The sequence below is a fragment of the Limnohabitans sp. genome, from assembly GCF_040401495.1.
Classification (GTDB): Bacteria; Pseudomonadota; Gammaproteobacteria; order Burkholderiales; family Burkholderiaceae_C; genus Limnohabitans.
Genome location: NZ_JBBAOI010000007.1, coordinates 35840 through 59839, shown reverse-complemented (window position 1 = coordinate 59839; position 24000 = coordinate 35840). Strand labels below are relative to the sequence as shown.

General features: G+C 52.2%; 25 protein-coding genes. 10 read left to right on the top strand and 15 right to left on the bottom strand.

Features of this window, described 5'->3' with window-relative positions:
* The first annotated feature begins 141 nt into the window (after window positions 1-141).
* Both mutS and AC9UEO_RS06945 read left to right on the top strand, forming a co-directional pair.
* Window positions 142-2733, top strand: a complete 2592-nt coding sequence (gene mutS / locus AC9UEO_RS06950) for a DNA mismatch repair protein MutS (RefSeq protein ID WP_509531395.1) — start codon at window positions 142-144, stop codon at window positions 2731-2733.
* The gene (locus tag AC9UEO_RS06945; protein ID WP_509531393.1) at window positions 2730-3599 is read left to right on the top strand and encodes an alpha/beta hydrolase; all 870 of its coding nucleotides are present in this window, start codon (window positions 2730-2732) and stop codon (window positions 3597-3599) included. Before mutS ends, AC9UEO_RS06945 begins: the two co-directional genes overlap by 4 nt.
* Here the strand turns inward: AC9UEO_RS06945 and AC9UEO_RS06940 are convergent.
* On the bottom strand, window positions 3596-4447 hold the full coding sequence (locus AC9UEO_RS06940) for an undecaprenyl-diphosphate phosphatase (protein WP_509531391.1): 852 nt from the start codon (window positions 4445-4447) through the stop codon (window positions 3596-3598). The two genes, AC9UEO_RS06945 and AC9UEO_RS06940, sit on opposite strands and share 4 nt — an antisense overlap.
* Window positions 4448-4562: 115 nt before the next feature.
* Here AC9UEO_RS06940 and AC9UEO_RS06935 point away from each other — a divergent pair, with 115 nt between their 5' ends.
* The 4 genes from AC9UEO_RS06935 (at window position 4563) to AC9UEO_RS06920 (ending at window position 6331) form a co-directional block, all read left to right on the top strand.
* Window positions 4563-4829 carry a ribbon-helix-helix protein, CopG family gene (locus tag AC9UEO_RS06935; protein WP_509531389.1) on the top strand — a complete coding sequence of 89 codons (267 nt, stop codon included), beginning with the start codon at window positions 4563-4565 and terminating at the stop codon, window positions 4827-4829.
* Window positions 4826-5281, top strand: a complete 456-nt coding sequence (locus tag AC9UEO_RS06930) for a putative toxin-antitoxin system toxin component, PIN family (protein WP_509531387.1) — start codon at window positions 4826-4828, stop codon at window positions 5279-5281. The genes AC9UEO_RS06935 and AC9UEO_RS06930 overlap by 4 nt, the downstream gene beginning before the upstream one ends.
* A gap of 377 nt (window positions 5282-5658) precedes the next feature.
* Entirely contained in the window at window positions 5659-6147 is a 489-nt protein-coding gene (locus AC9UEO_RS06925; protein WP_509531385.1) for a 2TM domain-containing protein, read from the top strand.
* A gap of 1 nt (window position 6148) precedes the next feature.
* The gene (locus tag AC9UEO_RS06920; protein WP_509531383.1) at window positions 6149-6331 is read left to right on the top strand and encodes a hypothetical protein; all 183 of its coding nucleotides are present in this window, start codon (window positions 6149-6151) and stop codon (window positions 6329-6331) included.
* A gap of 55 nt (window positions 6332-6386) precedes the next feature.
* On the opposite strand, the gene AC9UEO_RS06915 is transcribed toward AC9UEO_RS06920, so the two are convergent.
* Together AC9UEO_RS06915 and AC9UEO_RS06910 are read right to left on the bottom strand one after the other, a co-directional pair.
* Window positions 6387-6791 carry a type II toxin-antitoxin system VapC family toxin gene (locus AC9UEO_RS06915; protein ID WP_509531381.1) on the bottom strand — a complete coding sequence of 135 codons (405 nt, stop codon included), beginning with the start codon at window positions 6789-6791 and terminating at the stop codon, window positions 6387-6389.
* Window positions 6788-7039 (bottom strand): antitoxin, encoded by a 252-nt coding sequence (locus tag AC9UEO_RS06910; RefSeq protein ID WP_509531379.1) that lies wholly within the window; start codon window positions 7037-7039, stop codon window positions 6788-6790. The genes AC9UEO_RS06915 and AC9UEO_RS06910 overlap by 4 nt, the downstream gene beginning before the upstream one ends.
* Before the next feature lie 89 nt (window positions 7040-7128).
* Here AC9UEO_RS06910 and AC9UEO_RS06905 point away from each other — a divergent pair, with 89 nt between their 5' ends.
* From AC9UEO_RS06905 to AC9UEO_RS06890, 4 genes are all read left to right on the top strand, one after another.
* Window positions 7129-8979, top strand: a complete 1851-nt coding sequence (locus AC9UEO_RS06905) for a glutamine--tRNA ligase/YqeY domain fusion protein (protein ID WP_509531377.1) — start codon at window positions 7129-7131, stop codon at window positions 8977-8979.
* Window positions 8976-9254, top strand: coding sequence for a hypothetical protein (locus AC9UEO_RS06900; protein ID WP_509531375.1), 279 nt, complete (start codon window positions 8976-8978; stop codon window positions 9252-9254). The genes AC9UEO_RS06905 and AC9UEO_RS06900 overlap by 4 nt, the downstream gene beginning before the upstream one ends.
* Before the next feature lie 76 nt (window positions 9255-9330).
* A complete protein-coding gene (locus AC9UEO_RS06895) occupies window positions 9331-10104 on the top strand; it encodes an SDR family oxidoreductase (protein WP_509531373.1) in 774 nt (257 codons plus the stop codon).
* Window positions 10105-10132: 28 nt separating this feature from the next.
* Window positions 10133-10771, top strand: coding sequence for a nitroreductase family protein (locus tag AC9UEO_RS06890; protein ID WP_509531371.1), 639 nt, complete (start codon window positions 10133-10135; stop codon window positions 10769-10771).
* Between the two features lie 218 nt (window positions 10772-10989).
* Here AC9UEO_RS06890 and AC9UEO_RS06885 read toward each other — a convergent pair whose 3' ends face one another.
* The 12 genes from AC9UEO_RS06885 to AC9UEO_RS06830 form a co-directional block, all read right to left on the bottom strand.
* Window positions 10990-11478: a DUF1178 family protein gene (locus AC9UEO_RS06885; protein WP_509531369.1), complete on the bottom strand. Its 489-nt coding sequence runs from the start codon at window positions 11476-11478 to the stop codon at window positions 10990-10992.
* 20 nt (window positions 11479-11498) lie between these two features.
* Window positions 11499-12986: an NADH-quinone oxidoreductase subunit NuoN gene (gene nuoN, locus AC9UEO_RS06880; protein ID WP_509531367.1), complete on the bottom strand. Its 1488-nt coding sequence runs from the start codon at window positions 12984-12986 to the stop codon at window positions 11499-11501.
* Between the two features lie 31 nt (window positions 12987-13017).
* The gene (locus AC9UEO_RS06875) at window positions 13018-14496 is read right to left on the bottom strand and encodes an NADH-quinone oxidoreductase subunit M (protein WP_509531365.1); all 1479 of its coding nucleotides are present in this window, start codon (window positions 14494-14496) and stop codon (window positions 13018-13020) included.
* 42 nt (window positions 14497-14538) lie between these two features.
* Window positions 14539-16542, bottom strand: coding sequence for an NADH-quinone oxidoreductase subunit L (gene nuoL / locus AC9UEO_RS06870; protein ID WP_509531363.1), 2004 nt, complete (start codon window positions 16540-16542; stop codon window positions 14539-14541).
* Between the two features lie 10 nt (window positions 16543-16552).
* The gene (gene nuoK / locus AC9UEO_RS06865) at window positions 16553-16861 is read right to left on the bottom strand and encodes an NADH-quinone oxidoreductase subunit NuoK (RefSeq protein ID WP_509531361.1); all 309 of its coding nucleotides are present in this window, start codon (window positions 16859-16861) and stop codon (window positions 16553-16555) included.
* Entirely contained in the window at window positions 16858-17499 is a 642-nt protein-coding gene (locus tag AC9UEO_RS06860; RefSeq protein ID WP_509531359.1) for an NADH-quinone oxidoreductase subunit J, read from the bottom strand. Before AC9UEO_RS06860 ends, nuoK begins: the two co-directional genes overlap by 4 nt.
* Before the next feature lie 21 nt (window positions 17500-17520).
* Window positions 17521-18042, bottom strand: a complete 522-nt coding sequence (gene nuoI / locus AC9UEO_RS06855) for an NADH-quinone oxidoreductase subunit NuoI (RefSeq protein ID WP_509531357.1) — start codon at window positions 18040-18042, stop codon at window positions 17521-17523.
* 13 nt (window positions 18043-18055) lie between these two features.
* Window positions 18056-19138: an NADH-quinone oxidoreductase subunit NuoH gene (gene nuoH, locus AC9UEO_RS06850; RefSeq protein WP_509531355.1), complete on the bottom strand. Its 1083-nt coding sequence runs from the start codon at window positions 19136-19138 to the stop codon at window positions 18056-18058.
* Entirely contained in the window at window positions 19131-21245 is a 2115-nt protein-coding gene (gene nuoG / locus AC9UEO_RS06845; protein ID WP_509531353.1) for an NADH-quinone oxidoreductase subunit NuoG, read from the bottom strand. The genes nuoH and nuoG overlap by 8 nt, the downstream gene beginning before the upstream one ends.
* A gap of 14 nt (window positions 21246-21259) precedes the next feature.
* Window positions 21260-22612, bottom strand: a complete 1353-nt coding sequence (gene nuoF, locus AC9UEO_RS06840; protein ID WP_509531351.1) for an NADH-quinone oxidoreductase subunit NuoF — start codon at window positions 22610-22612, stop codon at window positions 21260-21262.
* Window positions 22609-23139, bottom strand: coding sequence for an NADH-quinone oxidoreductase subunit NuoE (gene nuoE / locus AC9UEO_RS06835; RefSeq protein WP_509531349.1), 531 nt, complete (start codon window positions 23137-23139; stop codon window positions 22609-22611). The genes nuoF and nuoE overlap by 4 nt, the downstream gene beginning before the upstream one ends.
* Window positions 23136-24000: NADH-quinone oxidoreductase subunit D (locus AC9UEO_RS06830; RefSeq protein ID WP_509531347.1), on the bottom strand; the 865-nt coding region annotated here is incomplete at its 5' end. The genes nuoE and AC9UEO_RS06830, both read right to left, overlap by 4 nt.

Below are 24000 nucleotides of genomic sequence, written 5' to 3'. Positions count from 1 at the left end.
GTGGTGAAGTCTAAAAAGTGAAAAGACTTTGGTGAACAGCGCACAATTTATACAAAAAGCTTGAATCTAAGTCTATGGTCAGATAATGCGCAGATTAGCAAGCTGTTTCTAACAAAAAATTCTTCTTACCGATTAACACGCATGTCAGACCCCTCAGGTCACACCCCCATGATCGCCCAGTACCTGGGCCTCAAAGCGGACTTTCCCCACACCTTGCTGTTCTACCGCATGGGGGATTTTTACGAGCTGTTTTTTGAAGACGCCGAAAAAGCCGCACGGCTGATGGACATCACGCTCACCCAACGCGGCCAATCGGCGGGCAAGCCGGTGGTGATGGCTGGAGTGCCGTTTCACGCGGTGGACAACTACTTGGCCAAGCTGATCAAACTGGGTGAGTCGGTGGCCATCTGCGAGCAAGTGGGCGAAGTGGGTGGCAAAGGACCTGTAGAACGCAAAGTGGTGCGGGTGGTGACGCCTGGCACGCTGACTGATGCTGAACTCTTGAACGACAAAACCGAGGCTTATGTGCTGGCCGTTCACGCCAGCGAGCGAGCAGGCAAGGCGCAAGGCTGCGGCTTGGCGTGGCTGAGCGTGACCGAGGGCGAGCTTCGCTTGGCCGAATGCGCCTCAGATGAACTGCCCGCGTGGATTGCCCGCATCGCCCCCAGCGAAGTGATTTACAGCAGCGACTTCCCCAAGCACCTGCAAGCCTTGCTGACTTCTGCCACTGTGAAAAGCGAACGCCCTGCATGGGAGTTTGACAGCGCCTTGGGGCAACGCAAATTGCTGGCGCAGCTCCATGCAGCTAGCCTGACTGCTTGGCAAGCGCAAGACCTGACACAAGCCCACGCCGCCGCGTCCGCCCTGCTGGCTTACGCTGAACACACCCAAGGGCGCAGCCTGAGCCATGTGCAAAAGGTGCGGGTGGAACGCAACGAAGAACGCATAGACCTGCCCGCCACCACGCGGCGCAATCTGGAACTCACGCAAACCCTGCGCGGTGAAGACAGCCCCACGCTGTTTTCCTTAATGGACACCTGCATGACCGGCATGGGCGGTCGCTTGTTGAAACGCTGGTTGTTGGAGCCGCCACGAGAACGAAGTATTGCCCAGCAACGCTTGGACGCCATAGCCGCTTTACAAGGCGAACACGGTGCGGGTGTCTGGCGGGAACTTCGCACTGCCCTCAAAGGTTTGGGTGATGTGCAACGCATCAGCGCTCGCATCGCTTTGCGGCAAGTGCGGCCCCGCGAACTCGTGGCGCTGGGCGCAGCGCTGCAACGTACAAGCGCCCTGCCTGCTTTGCTTGAACCCGCTTTGCAAACACCTTGGCTGAACACCTTGTCCACCTCCTTGCTGGCTCCGCCCGAATGCGCGGCCTTGCTGCAAGCGGCTTTGTTGCCTGAACCCTCTGCCATGGTGCGCGACGGCAATGTGATGAACCACGGTTTTGATACCGAGTTGGACGAACTGCGAGGCATTCAGCACAACAGCGATGCGTATTTGCTGGCGCTTGAAGCCCGTGAACGCGAGCGCACCGGCATTGCCAACCTCAAAGTGCAATTCAACCGGGTGCATGGTTTTTACATCGAGGTGACCCAGGGTCAACTCGACCGCGTCCCCGACAACTACCGTCGTCGCCAGACTTTGAAGAACGCCGAGCGCTTCATCACGCCCGAGCTGAAAACCTTTGAAGACAAAGCCTTGTCCGCGCAAGACCGCGCTTTGGCACGTGAGAAGTTTCTTTACGAACAACTGCTCGACAGCTTGCAAAGCTTTGTACCAGCCTTGGGCCAAGTGGCTTGGGGTTTGTCCACTTTGGATGTGTTGGCTACGCTGTGCGAACGCTCGCTCACCCTCAACTGGTGCGCCCCAGAGTTGGTGAACACGCCAGGCATCAGCATCACCCAAGGTCGCCATCCGGTGGTACAAGCTCGCTTGGCCGAAACGGGGGGGAGTTTCATCGCCAACGACACGCAGTTGGGGCCCGCACAACGCATGCAAATCATCACGGGGCCGAACATGGGCGGCAAGTCCACCTATATGCGGCAAGTAGCACTCATCGTGTTGTTGGCCAGCATGGGCAGCCATGTGCCTGCTACTGCGTGCCGATTAGGGCCGATAGATGCGATCCACACCCGCATTGGTGCAGCTGATGACTTGGCCAACGCCCAGTCCACCTTCATGTTGGAGATGACCGAAGGGGCGCAAATTTTGAACAATGCCACACCGCAAAGCTTGGTGCTGATGGACGAGATTGGTCGCGGCACCTCTACCTTTGATGGCTTGGCATTGGCCAGCGGCATCGCCACCTATTTGCACGATAAAACGCAGGCCTACAGCCTGTTTGCCACGCATTACTTTGAGCTCACCGAGTTCGCAGCCAACCACCGCGCTGCTGTGAACGTGCATGTGAGCGCCGCCGAGAGCGGTAACGATGTGGTGTTTTTGCATGAAATTCAACCGGGCCCCGCCAGCAAAAGCTATGGCGTTCAAGTGGCTCGCTTGGCGGGGATGCCCACTGCGGTGCTTAACCATGCCAAACACGCTTTGGCTGCGCTGGAGACGGATGCCCAAGCCAGCCGCGCCCAAGTGGATTTGTTCGCCCCACCCCCTGAAAGCTTGGACAGCGGCCCCAGCCCTTTGCAAGCCGCCTTGAACCAACTCGATCCCGATAGCCTCACTCCGCGTGAAGCGCTGGATGCGCTTTACACCTTGAAGAAACTCACATGACCCCAGCCCTTGCCCCACCCACGCCCAGCGGAACCCCGTTGGTGCTTTTTTTCCACGGCAACAGTTTTCCTGCAAGCACCTACAACGTCATGCTCAACGACTTGCGCCGCCGTGGTTTGCAAGTTCATGCTTTAGAAAAAATTGGCCATAACCCAGCTTTCCCAGTGACCAGCAACTGGCCGCATTTGGTGGAAGAGGTCAAAGCCTTTGCCCAACCGCTGGTGGATGCGCACAGCGGTCCCGTGGTGTTGGTCGGCCATTCACTGGGTGGGATGCTCAGTTTGATGTTGGCGGCGCAGTACCCCGACTTGGCCCATGCAGTGGTGATGGTGGACGCACCTGCGGTGGCGGGTTGGCAGGCGAATTTGTTGCACTTATCGAAAAAGTTGTCATTCACCGCCAAGTATTCCCTTGGCGCCGTCAGTCAAAAACGTCGCAACCAATGGGGCTCTTTGGACGAAGTGCGCCAGCATTTCGCCTCTAAGAAAAACTTTGCGCGTTGGCAACCTCAGGTGCTAGAGGACTACATCACCCACGGCACCTACGCAGTGACGGTGGAGGGACAAGTACGCCGAGAGTTGAGTTTTTCACGCGAGATTGAAACCCTCATCTATAACACCGTGCCGCACAACTTGGAGCGGCTGATCAAACGTCATCCGCTGAAATGCCCCGTCAGCTTGGTAGCTGCTCGGCATTCGCAAGAGATGAAGCTGGCAGGTATGGATTTCACCAAGCGCATCTCCAAAGGCCGCGTCACCATCATTGACGGCACGCATTTGGTTCCCATGGAAAGCCCTTTGGCCACGGCTGCTGCCGTAGAAGCTGCCATTCTGAATATGCTGGGGCCCATGGTAGTGAGAACCTAAGGCTGCCAGACCACCCAACCGCTGTAAGCCGTGGCCAACACCACCACGCCAAACGCAATGCGGTACCAAGCAAACACCACAAAGTTGTGCGTGGAGATATAGCGCAACAGCCAACGCACACAGGCCCATGCGCTTAAGAACGAAAACACCAAGCCCACGGCAAACAATGGCAGGTCCGCCAAGCTGAGCAAGGCACGTTCTTTGTAAAGGCTGTATGCGCCTGCACCTATCAGAGTGGGAATGGCCAAGTAAAAAGAAAAATCGGTAGCGGCTTTTCGACTGAGTCCCAACAACATGCCGCCAATGATGGTGGCGCCACTGCGGCTGGTGCCAGGCACCATGGCCAAACATTGCACCAAGCCCACCTTCAAGGCGTCTAAAGGCGACATGCTTTCCACATTGACGATGCGCGCATGGTCGTCAGGGTGGCCTTCATGCAAAGGTTTTCGCCCCCAGCCTTCCACCCACAAAATGATGAAGCCGCCGATGATGAAGGTGGACGCCACCACGGTGGGGGTGAACAAATGCGCTTTGATGGCATTGCCAAACAAGAGGCCCAAGACCACGGCAGGAAGAAAGGCAATCAGCACATTCAAAGCAAAGCGACGTGCCAAGCGTTGCGTGGGCAGTGCAATGACGGTGCTTTTGATTTTTTCCCAATACACAATGATGACGGCGAGGATCGCGCCGGTTTGAATGGCGATGTCAAACACCTTGGCTTTCTCGTCGTCAAAGCCCAGCAATGCGCCCGCCAAGATGAGGTGGCCGGTGGACGAGATGGGCAAAAACTCGGTCAGACCTTCCACGATGCCCATGACAGCGGCTTTCAAAAGCAACATGAAATCCACGACGTATCCTTTTGATTAATTTGGGTTTATTCTAAACTCATCAAAAACTGAAGCCTCATACACAAGGCGCAAGCCTTGATTTGTATTAATATGTCATACAAACCAAGGAATTCCCATGAGCATGCTCACACTACGTTTAGACGCTGAACTTGAGGCCCAATTAACCAACTTGGCAGCACTGACCGGCACCAGTAAAAGCGAGCTGGCAAGGCAAGCCCTGCAAGCCCATGTGTTCAAGCTGCAATGGGAGGCTGCCGCCACACCTTTGGCTCCTCACTTCTTGGCCGCAGGTGTGTACTCGGATGACGATGTGATGAAGCTGTGCGATGCCTACCGGCAAGAGCGCCGCGAGATCAACCACAGCCGCAACACCAAGCTGTGAAAGTATTTGTCGATAGCAATGTGTTGATTTCTGCTTTGCGAGGTTCAGCGCTGTGTCGGCAGTTGCTGTTTCAGGTTCAAGAAGCAACAAGGCAAGAGCTGTTCATCAGTGAAACCGTGTTGAGTGAGACCGCCCGAATTCTTCGCCACAAAATGGGCGTGCCGCCAGAGGTGATTGCTGCCCAATTAGCACAAGTGGCAGAGTTGCTGCAAGTCGCTCCTCGGTCCTCTGCCCCCATCCCTTGTCCTGACCCCGATGACGGCTGGGTGCTGGCCGATGCGGTGCAAACCGGTGCAGATTATTTTGTAACCGGCGACAAAGTGTTACTGGGCATGTACAAGGTCGATAACATGCGCATCGTCACGCCGCGTGAACTGATGGATCAGGTGTATCGGGGCATTCCAATTGCAAGGTTTGAGGCACATGAAGAATCGCCGACGTATTCCGTATAAAAACAAGTCACAAAAAGTTAATGAATTATCGGGCTCAAGAGAACAACTCAGAATGCGTGCCCGCCCGAACAAAGTTGATGCGGTTCTTAAGCACTTGGTAAATCAGCAAAAAACTCCGCCCATGTTGCATTCACGGTGGCCTGCTCTTTGATGTCGTCGTCCATACGGATGTGGAACATGGAAGTTTGTGCTGTCATCTGGACCCCTGCTTTTGAGCGCTCATTTTTGTTTCTCAAATGAGATATTTGTCTAGGCTGGGCTACTACCCTGCAAAATCACAGCTTGTCACTCCTCTGTCACTCCTTTGTCGTACGGCTGACGTGTTCAATACCCAAGAAGAGTCCTAAATTAAGCAGTTCGGCAATCTAGGAGATTTCATGTTGATTCAAAAATTAAGGCTGCAACGCGGTTGGTCGCAACAACAGTTGGCAGACCTCAGTGGCCTGAGCGTGCGCACCATCCAGCGAATGGAAAAAGGGCATGACGCCAGTACAGAATCATTGAAATCCTTGGCAGCCGTTTTTGAAATTGATTTTTCACAACTGCAAAGGACCGATATGAACACCGCCGCTGACACCCATCCCCCAACGAGCCCCGGCATCAGCCATGAAGAGATGTTGGCTTTCAACCATGTGCGTAAACTCAAGGGGTTTTATATCCACTTAGTCCAATACCTGATCATCATCCCCGCCCTTTTTGCCCTCAATATATGGCAAGGCATTGATTACTACTGGGCTTTTTATCCTGCATTGGGCTGGGGCTTGGGCTTGTTGTTTCACGCTTTGGTGGTATTCGAGCGATTCAGTCCGTTTGGGGCGGATTGGGAAAAGCAACAAGTGGAGAAACGCTTGGGACGGAAACTTTGACATGCAACTCACTCCCCTGATCGCCATTCACATGACCGCCACCATGGGTGCGGTCATCCTTGGCCCCTTTGCGCTATGGGCGCGTATGGGGGTCTGTGCAGCGCCCTTGGCTGCACCGCGCCATGGGCTATGCCTATACGACCCTGATGCTGCTCGCAGCTGCCAGTGCTTGTTTTATTGCTAGACTTGGTTTGGCATGAATGGTTGGGGTAGGCTTGATTCAAACCTAAAGCGAACGCTTACCAAACTTCAAGTTTCAAACGCTGCTTGGATATATGCGCGAACGCCTTGTCCCGACTCACCAAGGTGGCCTTCAAGGCCACTGCATGAGATGCAATCATCATGTCAAAGTCACTCAAGTTGATGCCTAGTGTTTCCAAGCTGCTGCACAGTTCGCCATAGCAAGTCGCGGCAGCGGCATCCCATGGCAAGACGTCCATATGTAGCATCACTTGCGTGAGTGCGTTTCTCAGTTTGAGGGACGGCCCTCTGCGCTGAATGCCATATTCAATTTCAGCCAAGGTGACACTGGAGATGGCGGCTTGCCCCACCCCCAGTTTGGACAAACGCGCCAGCAATTTGCTGTCTCGCCCTTGCATGATGTGGCTGATGACATTGGTGTCCAACAAATAACGCTGGGTCATTTTTTCGCCGTGTCAAATGGATCGCGGCGAGCGCTGGTTTGGCGGCGTTCGATCAACAGGTCTTCGCTGGCGTTCAAAGCCACTGCATCCAACAAACCTTGCCAGTCGCTGGGTTTGCGTGACAGCACCACGTCGCCCGTGGTCGGGTCATGGCGGATGAACACTTCTGGCACGTCAAATCTGAATTCCAAGGGTAAGCGCACCGCTTGGCTGCGGCCGGTGGTGAAAATTTTGGCGGTGGATGTCATTTTTTCCTCAGTTACTTTTTGATATGTCTCATGATACATATCACGATGGTCGCTGTCAATCATGCCCGACACCCCCCTAAAATCCCCGCATGACCAAACCCGCCTCCCCTGCAACACCCGAAGAACACAAAGTCAGTAACTTTCTGCGCCAGATCATCGAAGCCGATTTGGACAAAGGCACTTATGCCAGCCGCCGCTGGGCAGGCAGCCCCGGGGATGCAGTGCACCACGCCAAGGGCCAGCCAGACCCTGCCAAAATCCGCACCCGTTTTCCGCCCGAGCCCAACGGCTATTTGCATGTGGGCCACGCCAAAAGCATTTGCATCAACTTCGGGCTGGCCCAAGAGTACGGCGGCGTGTGCCACCTGCGCTTTGACGACACCAACCCGGAAAAAGAAGACACCGAATACGTCAACGCCATCATCGATGCGGTGAAGTGGCTGGGCTTTAGTTGGAGCCAATCGGGCCAAATACCTGAAACAAGTGCGCCCTACCAAGCCAGCGACTATTTCGATTTCATGTACCGCGCAGCCGAGCATTTGATCGAAGCCGGTCACGCCTATGTGGACGAACAAACGGCGGATGAGATGCGCAACAACCGTGGCGACTTTGGCAAGCCCGGTGTGAACAGCCCGTTTCGCAACCGCACCCCCGCTGACAACCTGACGCGCTTTCGTGAAATGCGTGATGGCAAGCTCGCCGACGGCGCCGCTGTGCTGCGTGCCAAGATCGACATGGCCTCGCCCAACATCAATATGCGCGACCCAGCCATCTACCGCATCCGCCGCGCCACCCACCACCACACGGGGGACAAGTGGTGCATCTACCCGATGTACACCTTTGCCCACCCGATTGAAGATGCGCTGGAGCAAATCACCCACAGCATTTGCACGCTGGAGTTTGAAGACCAGCGCCCGTTTTACGACTGGCTGATGGAGCGCTTGTGCGAAGGAGGCCTTCTAGACGCGCCCAGCCCCAAACAGTATGAGTTTGCCCGCTTGAACCTCACCTATGTCATCACCAGCAAACGCAAGCTGGCTCAACTGGTCAATGAAGGCAAGGTGAGCGGCTGGGACGACCCGCGCATGCCCACCATCGTCGGCCTGCGCCGCCGCGGCTACACGCCTGAGAGCTTGCGCTTGTTTGCCGACCGCATCGGCGTGACCAAATCGGACAGTTGGATCGACTACAGCACCTTGGAAGGCTGCTTGCGCGAAGACTTGGAACTCAAAGCCCACCGCGCCATGGCGGTGCTCGACCCCGTCAAACTGGTGCTCACCAACTGGGACGAAGCGTTTGGCGCTGGCCATTTAGAGCCTTGCACCCTGCCCGCCTTGCCCCACCCACCCGAAGGCCAACCCGAACCCGCTGCGCGGCTGTTCACCATCGGCAAACAGGTGTGGATTGAGCGGGACGATTTCGCGCAAGTGCCGCCCAAGGGTTACAAGCGATTGAGCCCTCCGCAAAGCAACCCTGACGGGTCGATAAGCGCGGGCGCAGTGGTGCGCTTGAAAGGCGGCTATGTGGTGGAGTGCACAGGCTTTGCCAAGGATGCCCAAGGCGTGGTGACCGAAGTTCACGCCAAAGTTTTCCCTGAAACCAAAAGTGGCACGGCAGGCTCTGACAGCGTCAAAGCCAAAGGCGTGATCACCTGGGTGGGCGTGGCCGATGGCGTGAAAGCCGAAGTGCGTTTGTACGACCGCTTGTTCAGCGACCCGCAGCCCGACGCTGGCGGCAAAGATTTTTTGGAAGCCCTCAACCCCGACAGCCTAAAGGTTGTTCAGGCCATTGTTGAACCTTCGCTTCTGAAAGCTGCGCCAGACCAAAAGTTTCAGTTTGAGCGGTTGGGCTATTTTGTGGCGGACCGGGTGGACCATTCAGCACAGCACTTGGTGTTCAATCAAGCGGTTGGTTTGAAGGACAGTTGGGGCAAGCAGTGACACCAATCAGCACGGCTCTAGACCAACTGCACCACGCTCTAGAACAACTGCGCGATGGGTCTTTGCTGACCCGAGACTTCTGTCACCTGGCCAAAGCCCAAGAGGTGTTGCTGGGCGCTTTGCCTGAGCGCTACCAAACGGTTTGGCTGGGGTTGATAGACAGGTTGGAGTCCAGCGCCTTGTTCACCGAAGAGAGCTGCTCTTTCAGCCAGACCGAGTTGATCGACAGCCTGTCCATCTGGTTGGACAAAGCGCAGCAGTTGCTTGAAGTGTGATGCCAGTGCTTAGGCAAAAATTGATCATCCAAATGATTTAAGCTCGACAACACCCATTCCCATTTCAGGAAATAACATGAACACAACAGAACTCTTTTCCCTGCAAGGCCGCGTCGCTCTCGTGACTGGCGGCTCGCGCGGCATTGGCCGCATGATCGCCAAAGGCTTGTTGTGCCAAGGCGCAAAAGTCTATATCACCGCTCGCAAAGCAGCAGCTTGCGACGCCACTGCGCAAGAACTTTGCGCTTTCGGCACATGCATCTCCATGCCCCTGGATGTCTCGAACAAAGAAGGCATACAAGAACTGGTCAAGCGCCTGGGTGAAAAAGAAAAACATCTGGACATCTTGGTCAACAACGCAGGGGCTGCGTGGGGTGCGCCGTTTGACGAGTTTCCAGAAAGTGGCTGGGACAAGGTGGTGGACTTGAACATGAAAACCCCCTTTTTTCTCACCCAAGCCTTGGCGCCCATGTTGCGTATTGCCGCCAAAAACCATATGGCCAAGGTGATCAACATCGCCTCTATCGACGGCATCTCGGTCAACCCATGGGAAACCTACTCCTACTCCGCGAGTAAAGCAGGTGTCATCCACCTTACCAAGCGCATGTCGTTAGAGATGATCAAAGACGGCATTTGCGTTAACGCCATCGCGCCTGGGGCGTTTGCATCTGAGATGAACCGCGAAGCGCGGGACCATGGGGATGCCACTGCGCAAACCATTCCTGCAAGGCGTATTGGTAAAGACGAAGACATGGCAGCTGCGGCCATCTATTTGTCCAGCAACGCCAGCGACTATGTGGTGGGTCATACCTTGGTGGTGGATGGCGGCGTCACCTTGGCCCGAGGCTGAGGAGATAATAGCCATCAAAGGAAAACAGATGTCACAACTTCTAGACAGAATGCAATGGCGATATGCCGCCAAAAAAATGGACGCCAACAAGGTTGTTCCTCAAGAAAAAGTCAACCGCATCATCGAAGCTGCTCGCTTGGCACCCACTTCAAGCGGTTTGCAACCCTTCGAAATTATCCTTGTCACCAACAAAGATATCCGCACCAAAATTCAAGCTGTCGCACACAAGCAAGCGCAAATCACCGAAGGTTCACACCTGCTTGTTTTTGCCGCATGGGACACTTACACAGCTGAGCGTATCAACCATATGTTTGATTTCACCAACGCAGAGCGTGGCGGCACCAACGAGGGCTGGGAAAACTACCGACAAATGCTGTTGAAAAGCTACCCTGCACGTGACGCTCAATTGAATTTCGAACACGCGACTCGTCAAGCCTATATTGGCCTGAGCGCATCCATGATTGCAGCGGCATTTGAAGAAGTTGACAGCACACCCATGGAAGGCTTTGACCCTCAGTCGGTCGACGATATCTTGGGGCTGGACGCCAAAGGCTTGCGTAGCGTTGCCCTCTTGCCACTGGGCTACCGTTTAAAAGGACAAGATTGGTTAGAGAGCTTGAAAAAAATCCGACGTCCTTTCAGCGAGTTTGTCACCGAAGTCAAATAAGGCATAGACCTTTACATTTTCATATCTGTCAAAACACAAAGGGGTAGGTCATGGCAAAAGGCGATCAAAAAAGCAACAAGATGTCTAAGAAACCCAAAAAAGACACCTCTCCTCCCAAGGCCATCATTCCTGGTGATCGCCCTACACCGCCCGTTACCTTTGTGGCGCCCAGAGGCAAGCTAAAAAACAAATAAGCCCACCGCCGCCCGCTAAGGGGCTTATTGAACTGGGCCTTTGATGGCTGCAGGCATGGGTAAGGGCATGACTTGAATGCCCTCCTCCAGCAAGGCGCTGGTTTCTTCGCGCGACACTTGCCCGCGTATGGCTCGCTCAGGCGTTTCGCCGTAGTGCATTTTGCGAGCCTCTTCGGCGAATTGCCCACCCACATCTTCGGTGTTACTTAACACATGTTGAACCATGTGCATCCATGCTTGTTGAGCCTCTACGGGCATCAAAGCAGCAGAGGAAGCAGAGGCGGAAACGGCCGTGGTTGTTGGAACTGTCTGAGTGTTTTGCTCAAGATGTTCAGAAGAAGAAGCGCCAGACAAATTCAGCCTTGGTGCACTCAGCATCTTGGTGATGTGGTGGTCGCCGCAAAAAGGGCACTCCACCAATAAACGGGCATTTTGCGACTGAAAATCGCCCTCAGACCCAAACCAGCCCTCAAAGCTATGGTTGTGTTGACATTGGAGATCGAGAACTTTCATGACACCATTATGTCAAAGACTCAACTTCCAAGCGCTTGAACCACTGCATTGGCACACAAAGCCATTAGTCCACCAGGCAAAAGGCCTAAAACCAGAACCAAACCACCATTCAGGGCCAATACAAAGCGCACATCGGCACCGGCAGACACAGTGGTCGCAGTCAAAGGCGGATCAAAATACATGACCTTGATGACCCGCAGATAGTAAAAAGCACCAATCAACGACATGACAACCGCAAAAATAGCCAGTACTATCGCCGCGGGCTGAGCCGTCGCCACCAAGGCTTGAATCACTGATAACTTTGCAAAAAACCCAACCAGAGGCGGCACACCTGCCAGCGAGAACAAACAAATGGCCATGACGCCGGCAAACAAGGGGCTGCGTTGGTTGAGACCTGCCAAGTCTGAAATTTCTTCGCTCTCGAAACCTTCTCGGGCTAACAACAAAATCACACCGAATACACCCAGCGTCGTTAAGACATAGCTGATCATGTAGAACATGGCAGAGCTGTAAGCGTTGGCTGCAGTGAGAGTGTTGCCATTAACCACACCCGACAACATACCGATGAGAACAAAACCCATTTGCGCAATAGCTGAAAAAGCCAACATGCGCTTAAAGTTGGTTTGCGCGATAGCAGACAGATTGCCAATGAGCAAAGTCAACACAGCCAACACCATCAGCATTTGTTGCCAATCGATGGCCAAGGGCAGCAAGCCATCGACCAGCAAGCGCATCATCATGGCAAAGGCGGCCAACTTGGGTGCGCCACCAATCATCAGCGTAACTGCCGTCGGTGCGCCTTGGTAAACATCAGGTACCCACATGTGAAAAGGCGCAGCACCTAACTTAAAAGCAAGGCCACTAACCACAAACACCACACCTAAGACCAACACCTGATGCTTCACATGACCTGTCGCCACCGCCTTGAAGACCGAGTTGAGGTCCAGACTTCCTGTTGCGCCATAAAGCATAGACAATCCATACAGCAAGAAGCCACTGGCCAAAGCGCCCAACACAAAATATTTCATGGCCGCTTCAGTTGAATTACCGTCGTCCCGGCGCAAGGCCACCAATGCATAGCTGGAGAGCGTGAGCAACTCAAGACCCAAATAAATGACCAAGAAATTGTTACCGGAAATCATGACGAACATTCCCAGCAAAGCAAACAATGAGAGAACAAACCACTCACCGCCTTTGAGCATTTGCCTGTCAGCCACATAGGGCCTGCCGTATATCAGCGTCACCATCATGGCCAAGGTTGCAAAACATTTGAGCCAATTGCCCATGGCGTCGGACACAACCATATTGCCAAAGCTGTAAAGCGTAGTGCCGCTGCTGGCATAAAGGGCTTGGATAATGGCCACACTGGCCAAAGTCAGTAGCGATAAGCCGTAGGTCAAGTCTCGCCTTGGCGAGGTCACCCACAAGTCCACCATGGCAATGACACATGCCATGATGAGCAAAACGATTTCTGGGTAAACAGCCACCCAACTGAAGTTGTCAATCATGTGTTCATCCCTTGGTACAGAGCGAGGGGTTTCATAGTGGCAACTTACTCAAAGAAGCTTGCTGAATCAACTGATCGACAGAGGCATTCATCACGTCGGTGAAAGGCTTGGGGTACAGACCCATGACCATCACAGCAATGGCCAAAATGCTAAGCATCAGGAATTCGCGGGCATTGATATCAGACAGTTGCCTGACATCCTCATTCACAACAGGGCCTAAATAGACACGCTTGACCATCCACAAGGTGTAGGCTGCGCCGAAGATGAGCGCCGAGGCAGCAGCCAAGCCAATCCAAAAATTAAATTTCACGGCGGCCAAGATGACCATCCATTCGCCGACAAAACCTGCTGTTCCTGGCAAGCCGCAATTGGCCATGGCAAACAACATGGAAAACGCTGCAAACTTAGGCATGGTATTGACCACACCACCGTAGCTGGCAATTTCACGGGAATGCACCCTGTCGTACAAGACGCCAATACACAGAAACATGGCCGCAGATACAAAACCATGAGCGATCATTTGCACAATGCCACCGCTGATGCCCAAGGGGCTGAACATGAAAAAGCCCAAAGTGACAAAGCCCATGTGTGCCACAGAAGAATAGGCCACCAACTTCTTCATGTCTTGCTGAACAACAGCAACCAAGCCCACATAGACCACAGCTATGACTGACAAAGCAATCAACAACCAAGCCCATTCATGCGAGGCGTCTGGGGTGATGGGCAATGAAAAACGCAAAAAACCATAAGCACCCAACTTCAGCATGATGGCCGCCAAAACAGCCGATCCCCCCGTAGGTGCTTCAACGTGAACGTCTGGCAGCCATGTATGCACCGGCCACATGGGAACTTTGACAGCAAAGGCAGCAAAAAAAGCAAAAAACAGAAGTGTCTGAGCGCGAGAAGACAGGGGGAGCGCTTGCCAGACATCTAAATCAAAACTTCCACCCGATTGGATGTAGAGGTAAATCAAAGCCACCAACATCAATAATGAGCCCATCAAAGTGTAGAGGAAGAACTTGAAGGCAGCGTAAATCTTGTTAGGCCCACCCCATATGCCAATGATGAGGTACATGGGAATCAAGGTAGCCTCGAAGAACACGTAAAACAACATGCCGTCGAGTGCGCAAAAAACGCCTGTCATAACGCCGCTTAAGACCAAAAAAGCGCCCATGTATTGATGCACACGCTCTGTAATGACTTCCCATGCAGAGATGATTACTACCAATGTAATGAAAGACGTCAACAAGACAAACCAAAGAGAAATCCCGTCAACACCTAAATGGTAGGACATATTAAAGCGTAAAACCCAAGGCATGTTTTCTACAAACTGCATAGAGGCGCTGCTATTGTCAAAATCGGTATACAAAGGCACGCAAAGAAAAAAACTCAAGAGTGCTGAAAACAAGGCAGCCCAGCGCACCAAGCCTGCATGTTCATCCCGACCCAATGCAAAAATAAGAACGCCCAACACAATGGGTGTCCAAATGGCCAGACTCAACATCCCCATAGCGTGTCTCTTTGTAAAGTTTGGATAGGCATATCAATCAGATCAGGGGTTTAACCAAACAAACCAAGTGATGAGGCCAAACATGCCCAAAATCATCACCAAGGCGTAGTGGTACAGAAAACCTGTTTGAAGTTGGCGGCTCAAGCGAGAAAAAAAGGCCACCACCTTCCATGAGCCGTTGACTAACAGGCCGTCTATCAAGCCTTGGTCCCCATGCTTCCACAATACTGATGCCAATGCACGAGAACCGCGGGCAAGCACCTTTTCATTGAAGTCGTCTAAATAGTATTTATTGACCAACAAAGTGTGCAAAGGCGCAAAGGTACGAAGAATAGCAGCAGGTAAAGCAGGATTGACCATGTACATGTAATAAGACAGAGTCAATCCGCTCATCGCCAAAAGTAATGGCACAGAAGACAAGGAATGCAAGGCCATGGCCAAAGCACCATGGAATTCATCCTGCAACTCACGCATGGCAGGATGAAGATCAGCGTTAACGTAGATGGCACCTTTGAAGAAGTCACCAAAGAGCATGGGATCGATCGTGAAGTAGCCGATCAGCACCGAGGGAATAGCCAGTAACACCAAGGGTAAAGTGACCACCCAAGGCGACTCATGGGGCTTGTGGTGGGTATGGTGGCCATGGTGTGCGTCAGGATTTTTGGTAAACCGCTCTTTTCCGTGAAAGACCAAGAAATACATTCGGAAAGAATAAAAAGAGGTAATGAAGACACCAGCCAAAACAGCAAAGTAAGCCCAGCCTGACGCGGGTAAGTGACTGGCAGCGACAGCCTCAATGATGCTGTCCTTGGAATAAAAACCAGAGAAAAGCGGTGTTCCAATAAGCGCCAAGGAACCCAGTAAAGAGGTGATCCAGGTAATGGGCATGTATTTACGAACGCCACCCATGTAGCGAATGTCTTGGTTATGGTGCAAACCCATGATGACCGACCCTGCAGCCAAAAACAGCAGAGCTTTAAAGAAAGCATGGGTCATCAGATGGAATACAGCAACCGAGTAAGCGGAAGCGCCCAAGGCCACCGTCATATAGCCTAACTGAGACAAGGTGGAATAAGCCACCACCCGCTTGATGTCGTTTTGCACAATGCCTAAAAAACCCATGAACAAGGCAGTGATAGAACCCACCACCATGATGAGGTTCAAAGCGGTATCAGACAACTCAAACAAGGGTGACATACGCGCCACCATGAAAATGCCCGCGGTGACCATGGTGGCCGCATGAATCAAGGCTGAAATCGGCGTAGGACCTTCCATGGAGTCTGGCAACCAAACATGCAAAGGAAACTGTGCAGACTTGCCCATGGCACCAATGAAGAGGCAAATACAAATCACTGTCACCAACATCCAAGAAGTGCCAGGCAAGGTGAGCGCCCCCAAGTCAGTGGCTTTGGCAAAAACCTCGGTGTAATTCAAAGTGCCAGCAAAAGCTGCAATGAGACCAATACCTAAGATGAAGCCAAAGTCACCGACGCGGTTGACCAAAAAAGCTTTCATGTTGGCGAAGATGGCGCTGGGTTTGTTAAACCAAAAACCAATCAACAAATAAGAAACCAAACCCACCGCTTCCCAACCAAAAAAGAGTTGCAGCAAGTTGTTGCTCATCACCAGCATCAACATAGCGAAAGTAAACAAGGAGATGTAGGCGAAAAAGCGGTTGTAGCCCTCGTCCTCTTCCATGTACCCGATGGTGTAGATGTGCACCATCAGCGAAACAAAGGTGACCACGCACATCATCATGGCGGTTAAACCATCCACCAAGAAACCCACTTCCATTTTCAAGTCGCCAATGACCATCCATGTGTAAATGGTTTCATTGAATCGAGCGCCCTCTTGTACCACTTGCACCAATGTTTGAGCAGACAAAACAAAAGAAAGCAAGACGCCAAAGATGGTCAGGCCATGACTGAATTTGCGACTCATCCATGCGCCACCCAAAGCGGTACCAAAAATACCCGCAAGCATGGCGCCAGCCAAAGGTGCTAGCGCAATGGTGAGCAAAGTAGAGGCTTGAAGCGTTGTGTTCATTGCTTATCCATCAACCCTTGAGCGTATTAAGTTCATCAGCTTGAACACTTGCACGATTGCGAAACAACAAGACCAATATGGCCAAGCCAATGGCAGACTCCGCAGCAGCTACTGTGAGGATAAAAAACACAAAAATCTGACCATGAATATCGCCAAGGTAATGCGAGAACGCGACGAAGTTGATGTTGACCGCCAGCAGCATTAACTCGATAGCCATTAACAACACAATCAAGTTTTTGCGGTTTAAGAAAATACCAATCACCGATAAGGAAAACAAAATAGCACCTAAAGTGAGGTAGTGACCCAGCGTGACATTCATGGCGTTTTGCCCTCCTCAGGTTCAACGACCAAGGGCTGATGAACGGGCGCCATTTTGACCAACTGCATTCGATCTGCAGCCTTGACCCTGACTTGATCAGAGGGGTTTTGTGCTTTGCTGTCTTTGCGCTCACGCAGTGTCAACGCAATGGCCGCAACAATAGCCACCAGCAAAATCACCGCAGCAATTTCTAACGGGTATAAATACTCGGTGTACAAAACCACACCCAATTCTTTGGTGTTGGAGTACTGCTGCCCCTCTGGCAGAACAGCACTTGCTGGTGCCTGCGTCAGCCTGAAACCACCTAAGAGCACAGACGCCAACTCCAAGGCCAACACCGCGCCAATAGATGCAGCCAATGGGAAGTGGCTCCAAAAACCTTTACGCATCGCTTCGATATTGATATCAAGCATCATCACCACAAAGAGGAACAACACCATGACTGCGCCCACATAGACCAATATCAGCGTGATGGACAAAAATTCTGCTTGCAACAGCATCCAAATAGCAGAAGCCTGAAAAAAACACAACACCAAATACAAGGCGCTGTGTACTGGGTTGCGAGACGTAATGACCTTGAACGCCGCAAATAACATGACGGCTGAAAAGGTATAAAAAAAGATGGAGATGATGTCCATAGGGATGTAGATGTCCTGTGCTCAGCGGTATTTGGCGTCAGCCGCCTTGCTTGCCGCAATTTGCGGTTCATACCTGTCACCCACAGCCAGCAACATCTCTTTGGTGAAATACAAATCTCCGCGCTTTTCTCCGTGGTACTCGAAAATATGGGTTTCGACAATGGAGTCGACAGGGCAGCTTTCTTCGCAAAAGCCACAAAAAATACATTTGGTTAAATCGATGTCATAACGGGATGTGCGCCTTGAACCATCCTCCCTGACATCTGATTCAATGGTGATGGCCATGGCAGGGCACACTGCTTCACACAACTTGCAAGCAATGCAACGCTCTTCTCCATTTTCATATCTTCGCAGAGCATGCAAACCTCGGAATCGCGGACTCAGAGGAGTTTTCTCTTCAGGAAACTGCACCGTGATCTTCTTGGCAAACATGTATTTGCCAGTGATGGCCATGCCTTTGAACATCTCCAAAAGCAAAAAGCTGGAGAAGAAGTCTTTCCAAGAGAAAGCTGTACGGTAGGTGCTTGACTCAAGCGTTGTCATTTAAGTCTCCGCTTCATGACCAAATATTCCATGGTGTTTGCATCCAAATACCCACCACAACCAACCACACCAAAGTGATGGGGATGAAGATTTTCCAACCCAAGCGCATGATTTGGTCGTAACGAAAGCGTGGAAAGGTTGCCCTCACCCACAAAAACATGGTGACAACTACAAAAGTTTTGATGGCCAACCAAATCCAACCGGGTATCCACGTCAACCAAACACTGTCAATCGGGGGCAACCATCCGCCCAAAAACATCAACACAGCAATGGTGGACACCAAAATCATATTGGCGTATTCGCCAAGAAAGAACAACGCAAACGACATTCCGGAGTATTCAATCATGTGCCCCGCCACGATCTCGGATTCGCCCTCGACCACATCGAAAGGATGACGGTTGGTCTCAGCCAAACTGGAGATAAAGTAGACCAAGAAAATTGGCAGCAGAGGCAACCAATTCCAAGACAAAAATGTCAAGCCCATGTCAGCAAACATGCCCTTGCCTTGGCCCATCACAATATCTGTCAAATTCAAACTGCCTGACACCATCAACACCACGACCAAGGCAAAGCCCATAGCGATTTCATAACTGACCATTTGGGCTGAAGCTCTCAATGCACCCAGTAAAGCGTATTTGGAATTCGATGCCCAACCCGCAATGATGATGCCGTAAACCTCTAAAGATGTAATAGCCATTAAAAACAGCAAGCCTGCATTGATGTTGGCCAAGGCCACTTCAGGTCCAAATGGCACCACCGCCCACGCAGCAAGCACTGGCATCATGGTCATCACAGGCCCCATGAAGAACAAGCCTTTGCTTGCCTGTGTGGGTTGAATGATTTCCTTGGTGAAGACCTTGAGTGCATCTGCAATCGGCTGCAACAGTCCTAAGGGTCCCACGCGGTTAGGGCCAAATCGAATTTGGGTAAAGCCAATGGCCTTGCGTTCCCAAAGCGTCAAATAGGCCACGCACAAAAGCAAAGGCAACACCACGCCCACAATCTTGAGCAAAATCCAAACCACAGGCCAAGCCATGGCCTGCCACCAAGGAGCATCCAACAATTTAAACCCTGCCTGATAAAGCCATTCAGACATGCGAGGCTTTCTTCGCTTGTGCATCTGCGGTTTGTTGCAACGAGGGTGAACGGCGCACAAGGCCATCTAACTGGTAGATACGCGCTGTTACTGGAGCGTGGGCCATCAATGGCAACTCGGTCATGGTTTGGTCACAAGCATTGCTCAAGCGTGAAGACCAGTCGGGCAACAACACGTCAGTGCGGATTTGCTCCACAGTGTCGTAATCAAAACCACTCACGCCCAACATATTGGCCAAAACTCGCAACACCTTCCAAGCTGGGCGTGTCTCGCCCAAAGGACGCACCACACCATGAAAACTTTGCGCCCTGCCCTCTGTATTGATGAAAGTGCCGGCTGTCTCGGAGAAGGGGGAAACAGGCAGGAGCACATCGCTGATATCCATATTAGCCTTGAAGGGCGACAAGGTAATCACCATGTCTTTGGTAGCCAAGGATTTCTCTGCTTCTAGCCCTTGGGCACAGTCATGAGCAGGCTCGGTGTTGAGCAACACCATTGCTTTGACTTGAGAAGCATGCAACATGGCTTGGGCGTTCAGACCACCCTTCAGAGGCAAAGCACCAGCAACTTGTGCACCCACGGTGTTGGCTGCCTCCCCCAAAAAACCCACGGTGGCAGATGTTTGCTTTGCAATCCAATTGGACAGCGTCAGCAAAGCAGAACAATGTGCATGGTGGGCAACTGCATTGCCCAACAAAATAGCCTTACGTTCGCCTGATAAGAGTGAAGAGGCAATAGCTATTGCAATCGATGATTGCGCATTACCTGGCAGAGGAGAAACTATGCCAGTGTGCTGAGCCACCACACAGGCCACATCGGCCATGGCTTGCAGCCAATCCGAGGGAGGCAACACCTGCACCTGAGCCAAAGACATGGCCCAATCTGGTGTGGCATCTGTCAAGGCATGTACTTGAGCACCATGCCGAGCAGCATGACGCAAACGCAAGGCAAGCAAAGGTTGGTCTTTGCGAACATCACTGCCAATCACCCAAGCTCTTTGCAACTGCGAAAGCGAGGCTAGGCTTGTACCTAACCACCTGACATGACCATCGTGGTGGAAATCGGCTGCACGCAAGCGTGAATCGATGTGGTCACTGCCCAAGCCACGCAGCAATTTACCGCTCAGATACAACTCTTCCAAAGTACTGTGTGGGCTGGCCAAACATCCGATAGCAGCAGCACCATGGTCAGCCTTGATGGCATTCAAACCATTGGCAACATATTCCAAAGCAGCTTGCCAATCCACCGTTTGCCATTGCCCACCCTGCTTGATCATCGGTTGCGTCAAACGCTCAGAGCCATTGAGGGCTTCGTAACTGTAGCGGTCTCGGTCGGCAATCCAGCATTCATTGACTTCTTCATTCTCAAACGGAACCACACGCAAGACCTGATGGTTTTTGACTTGCATGATCAGATTGGCACCCGTGGCATCGTGCGGACTGATGGATTTGCGTCGACCCAATTCCCATGTGCGGGCTTGGTAGCGAAAGGGCTTGCTGGTGAGTGCGCCTACTGGGCAAATGTCAATCATGTTGCCAGACAGTTCGGAGTCGACTGTTTCACCCACAAAGGTTTCAATCTCGGAGTGCTCACCTCGGTGCGACATGCCTAATTCCATGCTGCCTGCAATTTCTTGCCCAAACCGAACACAACGTGTGCAATGAATGCAACGACTCATCTCTTCCATGCTGATGAGAGGCCCTACATCCTTGTGAAACACCACACGCTTTTCTTCGTCGTAGCGGGAAGCACTGCCCCCATAACCTACAGCCAAGTCTTGCAACTGACACTCGCCACCTTGGTCGCAAATTGGGCAATCAAGCGGGTGATTGATCAGCAAAAACTCCATGACAGACTTCTGCGCCTTGATGGCACGCTCAGACTTGGTATGGACCACCATGCCCTGCGTCACTGGCGTTGCACAAGCTGGCATGGGCTTGGGTGCTTTTTCAATATCGACCAAACACATGCGGCAATTGGCCGCAATGCTGAGTTTCTTGTGATAACAAAAATGCGGAATGAAGGTGCCCGCCTGTTCGGCAGCTTGGATCACCACACTGCCTTCGGTGACTTGCACTGTTTTTCCGTCGATTTGAAGTTCAACCATGTGATGTGCCGCGCTTAGATGTACGCAGAGACCATGCAGGTCTTGTGCGTGATATGGTGTTCAAATTCTGGGCGAAAGTGCTTGAGCATGCCGCGCACAGGCATGGCTGCCGCGTCGCCCAGCGCACAAATTGTTCTGCCCATGATGTTTTCAGCAACGCTGTCGAGCAAGTCCATGTCAGCGGTTTTACCTTGACCATTTTCTAAGCGATCAACAATGCGCCAAAGCCAACCCGTGCCCTCACGGCAAGGCGTACATTGTCCGCAAGACTCGTGCATGTAAAACGCAGATAAGCGCTGCAAACTCTTGACCATGCAGCGAGTCTCGTCCATCACAATGACCGCTCCAGAACCCAGCATAGAGCCTGCCTTGGCAATGGCGTCATAGTCCATGGTGATGTCCATCATGATGGAGGCTGGCAACACAGGGGCAGAGGAACCGCCTGGAATCACGGCTTTAAGTTGTCGACCGCCACGCACACCACCAGCAAGTTCCAACAGTTTTGCAAAAGAGGTGCCCATAGGCACTTCATAGTTACCAGGGAGCTCTACGTCGCCATTGACAGAAAAGATCTTGGTCCCGCCGTTATTGGGTTTGCCGCAGGCCAAGTAGGCAGGGCCACCGTTGCGGATGATCCATGGAACAGCCGCAAAAGTTTCGGTGTTGTTGATGGTGGTTGGTTTTCCATAAACACCAAAGCTGGCGGGAAAAGGAGGCTTGAAACGTGGTTGACCCTTTTTGCCCTCTAAGGACTCCAGCAAGGCGGTCTCTTCGCCGCAAATATAGGCGCCGAATCCATGAGCCGCATGCAACTGAAAATTGAATGGGCTGCCCATGATCTTGTCGCCCAAGTAACCTGCGGCACGAGCCTCTTCCAAGGCTTCTTCAAAACGCTCATAGGTTTGAAAAACTTCACCATGGATGTAGTTGTAACCCACCGAGATACCCATGGCATAGGCTGCAATAGCCATGCCTTCAATGACAATGTGAGGATTGAACTCTAGGATATCTCTGTCTTTGCAAGTACCGGGCTCGCCTTCGTCGGAGTTACAAACAAGGTATTTTTGCCCTGGAAACTGACGCGGCATGAAGCTCCACTTCAAGCCAGTAGGAAACCCAGCGCCACCTCGCCCACGCAAACCTGAGTCTTTCATGGTTGAAATGACTTGGTCTTGGGTCATGCCCTCAGCACCGCCCATACCAAGAATGGTGCGTAAAGCTTGGTAACCACCACGCGCTTCGTAGTCTTTCAAGCGCCAGTTTTTGCCATCCAAGCCCGCATAAATTTGCGGCTGCAAATGCCTGCCATGGAAACATGATTGCGCGCCAGTTGACTGGAACTGGGCTAAAACGTGATCTAGGCTCATGACAGCTCCTTTGCTGCAGCACGCAAACCATCAATCATTAGGTCAAGCTTATCGTCACTCATATAACTGCACATGGATCGGTCATTGACGAGCAACACGGGTGCATCAGCACAAGCGCCCATGCATTCTGCTGGTTGCAATGTGAACAAGCCATCGGTCGTGGTGCCGCCCACTTCAATTTCAAGCTTTTCAGACAAATGATGGATCGCTTTTTGACCACCGCGCAACTGGCAAGGTAAATTGGTGCACACATTGATTTTGTAACGCCCAACTGGCTTCAAATTGAACATGTTGTAGAAGGTGCTGACCTCGTGAACAGCCATCACAGGCATGCCCAAATACTGCGCCACCCCTTTTTCACCTTCAGGACTCACATACCCATGAACTTGTTGCACGATGGACAAACAAGCAATCACTGCCGACTGTTTTTGGTCTGCGGGGTACTTGGCAAGCTCTTTATCGAAACGAGCCAACACCTCTGCAGAAAAGGCCTGGGCTTCAATGATGGGCATAAGTCTGCTGTTCATCGGTCAATCTCACCAAACACGATATCCAATGTGCCAATGATGGCAACGGTATCTGAAATCATATGTCCGCGCGTCATCTCATCCATGGCTGACAAATGCGCAAACCCCGGCGCTCTGATTTTGAGGCGATAGGGTTTGTTTGCGCCATCACTAACCAAGTAAATACCAAACTCACCCTTGGGATGCTCTACCGCAGCATAAGCCTCACCCTCTGGGACGTGGAATCCTTCGGTAAAGAGTTTGAAGTGGTGAATCAACTCCTCCATGCTGGACTTCATGTCTTCGCGGCTAGGAGGCGCTACTTTGTGGTTATCGGTAATGACAGGGCCGGGGTTGTTGCGCAGCCATTTCACACATTGCGCAATGATGCGATTGGATTGACGCAACTCTTCTACGCGGATCAAATACCTGTCATAGCAGTCACCCGTTTTGCCCACGGGGATATCAAAATCCATTTGGTCATAGACATCGTAGGGTTGGTGTTTACGCAAATCCCAAGCAATGCCCGAGCCGCGCAACATAGGGCCAGTGAAACCCAAATTTTTAGCTCGCTCAGGTGTGACCACGCCAATACCCACAGTGCGTTGCTTCCAAATGCGGTTATCGGTCAATAAAGTTTCATACTCGTCAACGTATTTTGGAAAGCGTTTTGTAAAGTCTTCGATGAAATCGAGCAAAGAGCCTTGGCGGTTTTCATTTAACTGCGCAATAGCTCTGGCATTTTTGATTTTGTTGGCTTGGTACTGCGGCATGGCGTCGGGCAAATCGCGGTACACACCACCAGGGCGGAAATAGGCAGCATGCATACGGGCACCCGATACGGCCTCGTACATATCAAACAAGTCTTCACGCTCACGGAAG

Bases quoted from the DNA above. Each gene is read 5' to 3' on its own strand.
- mutS (WP_509531395.1), top strand. From the start codon at position 142: ATGTCAGACCCCTCAGGTCACACCCCCATGATCGCCCAGTACCTGGGC.
- AC9UEO_RS06945 (WP_509531393.1), top strand. From the start codon at position 2,730: ATGACCCCAGCCCTTGCCCCACCCACGCCCAGCGGAACCCCGTTGGTG.
- AC9UEO_RS06935 (WP_509531389.1), top strand. From the start codon at position 4,563: ATGAGCATGCTCACACTACGTTTAGACGCTGAACTTGAGGCCCAATTA.
- AC9UEO_RS06925 (WP_509531385.1), top strand. From the start codon at position 5,659: ATGTTGATTCAAAAATTAAGGCTGCAACGCGGTTGGTCGCAACAACAG.
- AC9UEO_RS06920 (WP_509531383.1), top strand. From the start codon at position 6,149: ATGCAACTCACTCCCCTGATCGCCATTCACATGACCGCCACCATGGGT.
- AC9UEO_RS06915 (WP_509531381.1), bottom strand. From the start codon at position 6,791: ATGACCCAGCGTTATTTGTTGGACACCAATGTCATCAGCCACATCATG.
- AC9UEO_RS06910 (WP_509531379.1), bottom strand. From the start codon at position 7,039: ATGACATCCACCGCCAAAATTTTCACCACCGGCCGCAGCCAAGCGGTG.
- AC9UEO_RS06905 (WP_509531377.1), top strand. From the start codon at position 7,129: ATGACCAAACCCGCCTCCCCTGCAACACCCGAAGAACACAAAGTCAGT.
- AC9UEO_RS06895 (WP_509531373.1), top strand. From the start codon at position 9,331: ATGAACACAACAGAACTCTTTTCCCTGCAAGGCCGCGTCGCTCTCGTG.
- AC9UEO_RS06890 (WP_509531371.1), top strand. From the start codon at position 10,133: ATGTCACAACTTCTAGACAGAATGCAATGGCGATATGCCGCCAAAAAA.
- AC9UEO_RS06885 (WP_509531369.1), bottom strand. From the start codon at position 11,478: ATGAAAGTTCTCGATCTCCAATGTCAACACAACCATAGCTTTGAGGGC.
- nuoN (WP_509531367.1), bottom strand. From the start codon at position 12,986: ATGATTGACAACTTCAGTTGGGTGGCTGTTTACCCAGAAATCGTTTTG.
- AC9UEO_RS06875 (WP_509531365.1), bottom strand. From the start codon at position 14,496: ATGGGGATGTTGAGTCTGGCCATTTGGACACCCATTGTGTTGGGCGTT.
- nuoL (WP_509531363.1), bottom strand. From the start codon at position 16,542: ATGAACACAACGCTTCAAGCCTCTACTTTGCTCACCATTGCGCTAGCA.
- nuoK (WP_509531361.1), bottom strand. From the start codon at position 16,861: ATGAATGTCACGCTGGGTCACTACCTCACTTTAGGTGCTATTTTGTTT.
- AC9UEO_RS06860 (WP_509531359.1), bottom strand. From the start codon at position 17,499: ATGGACATCATCTCCATCTTTTTTTATACCTTTTCAGCCGTCATGTTA.
- nuoI (WP_509531357.1), bottom strand. From the start codon at position 18,042: ATGACAACGCTTGAGTCAAGCACCTACCGTACAGCTTTCTCTTGGAAA.
- nuoH (WP_509531355.1), bottom strand. From the start codon at position 19,138: ATGTCTGAATGGCTTTATCAGGCAGGGTTTAAATTGTTGGATGCTCCT.
- nuoG (WP_509531353.1), bottom strand. From the start codon at position 21,245: ATGGTTGAACTTCAAATCGACGGAAAAACAGTGCAAGTCACCGAAGGC.
- nuoF (WP_509531351.1), bottom strand. From the start codon at position 22,612: ATGAGCCTAGATCACGTTTTAGCCCAGTTCCAGTCAACTGGCGCGCAA.
- nuoE (WP_509531349.1), bottom strand. From the start codon at position 23,139: ATGAACAGCAGACTTATGCCCATCATTGAAGCCCAGGCCTTTTCTGCA.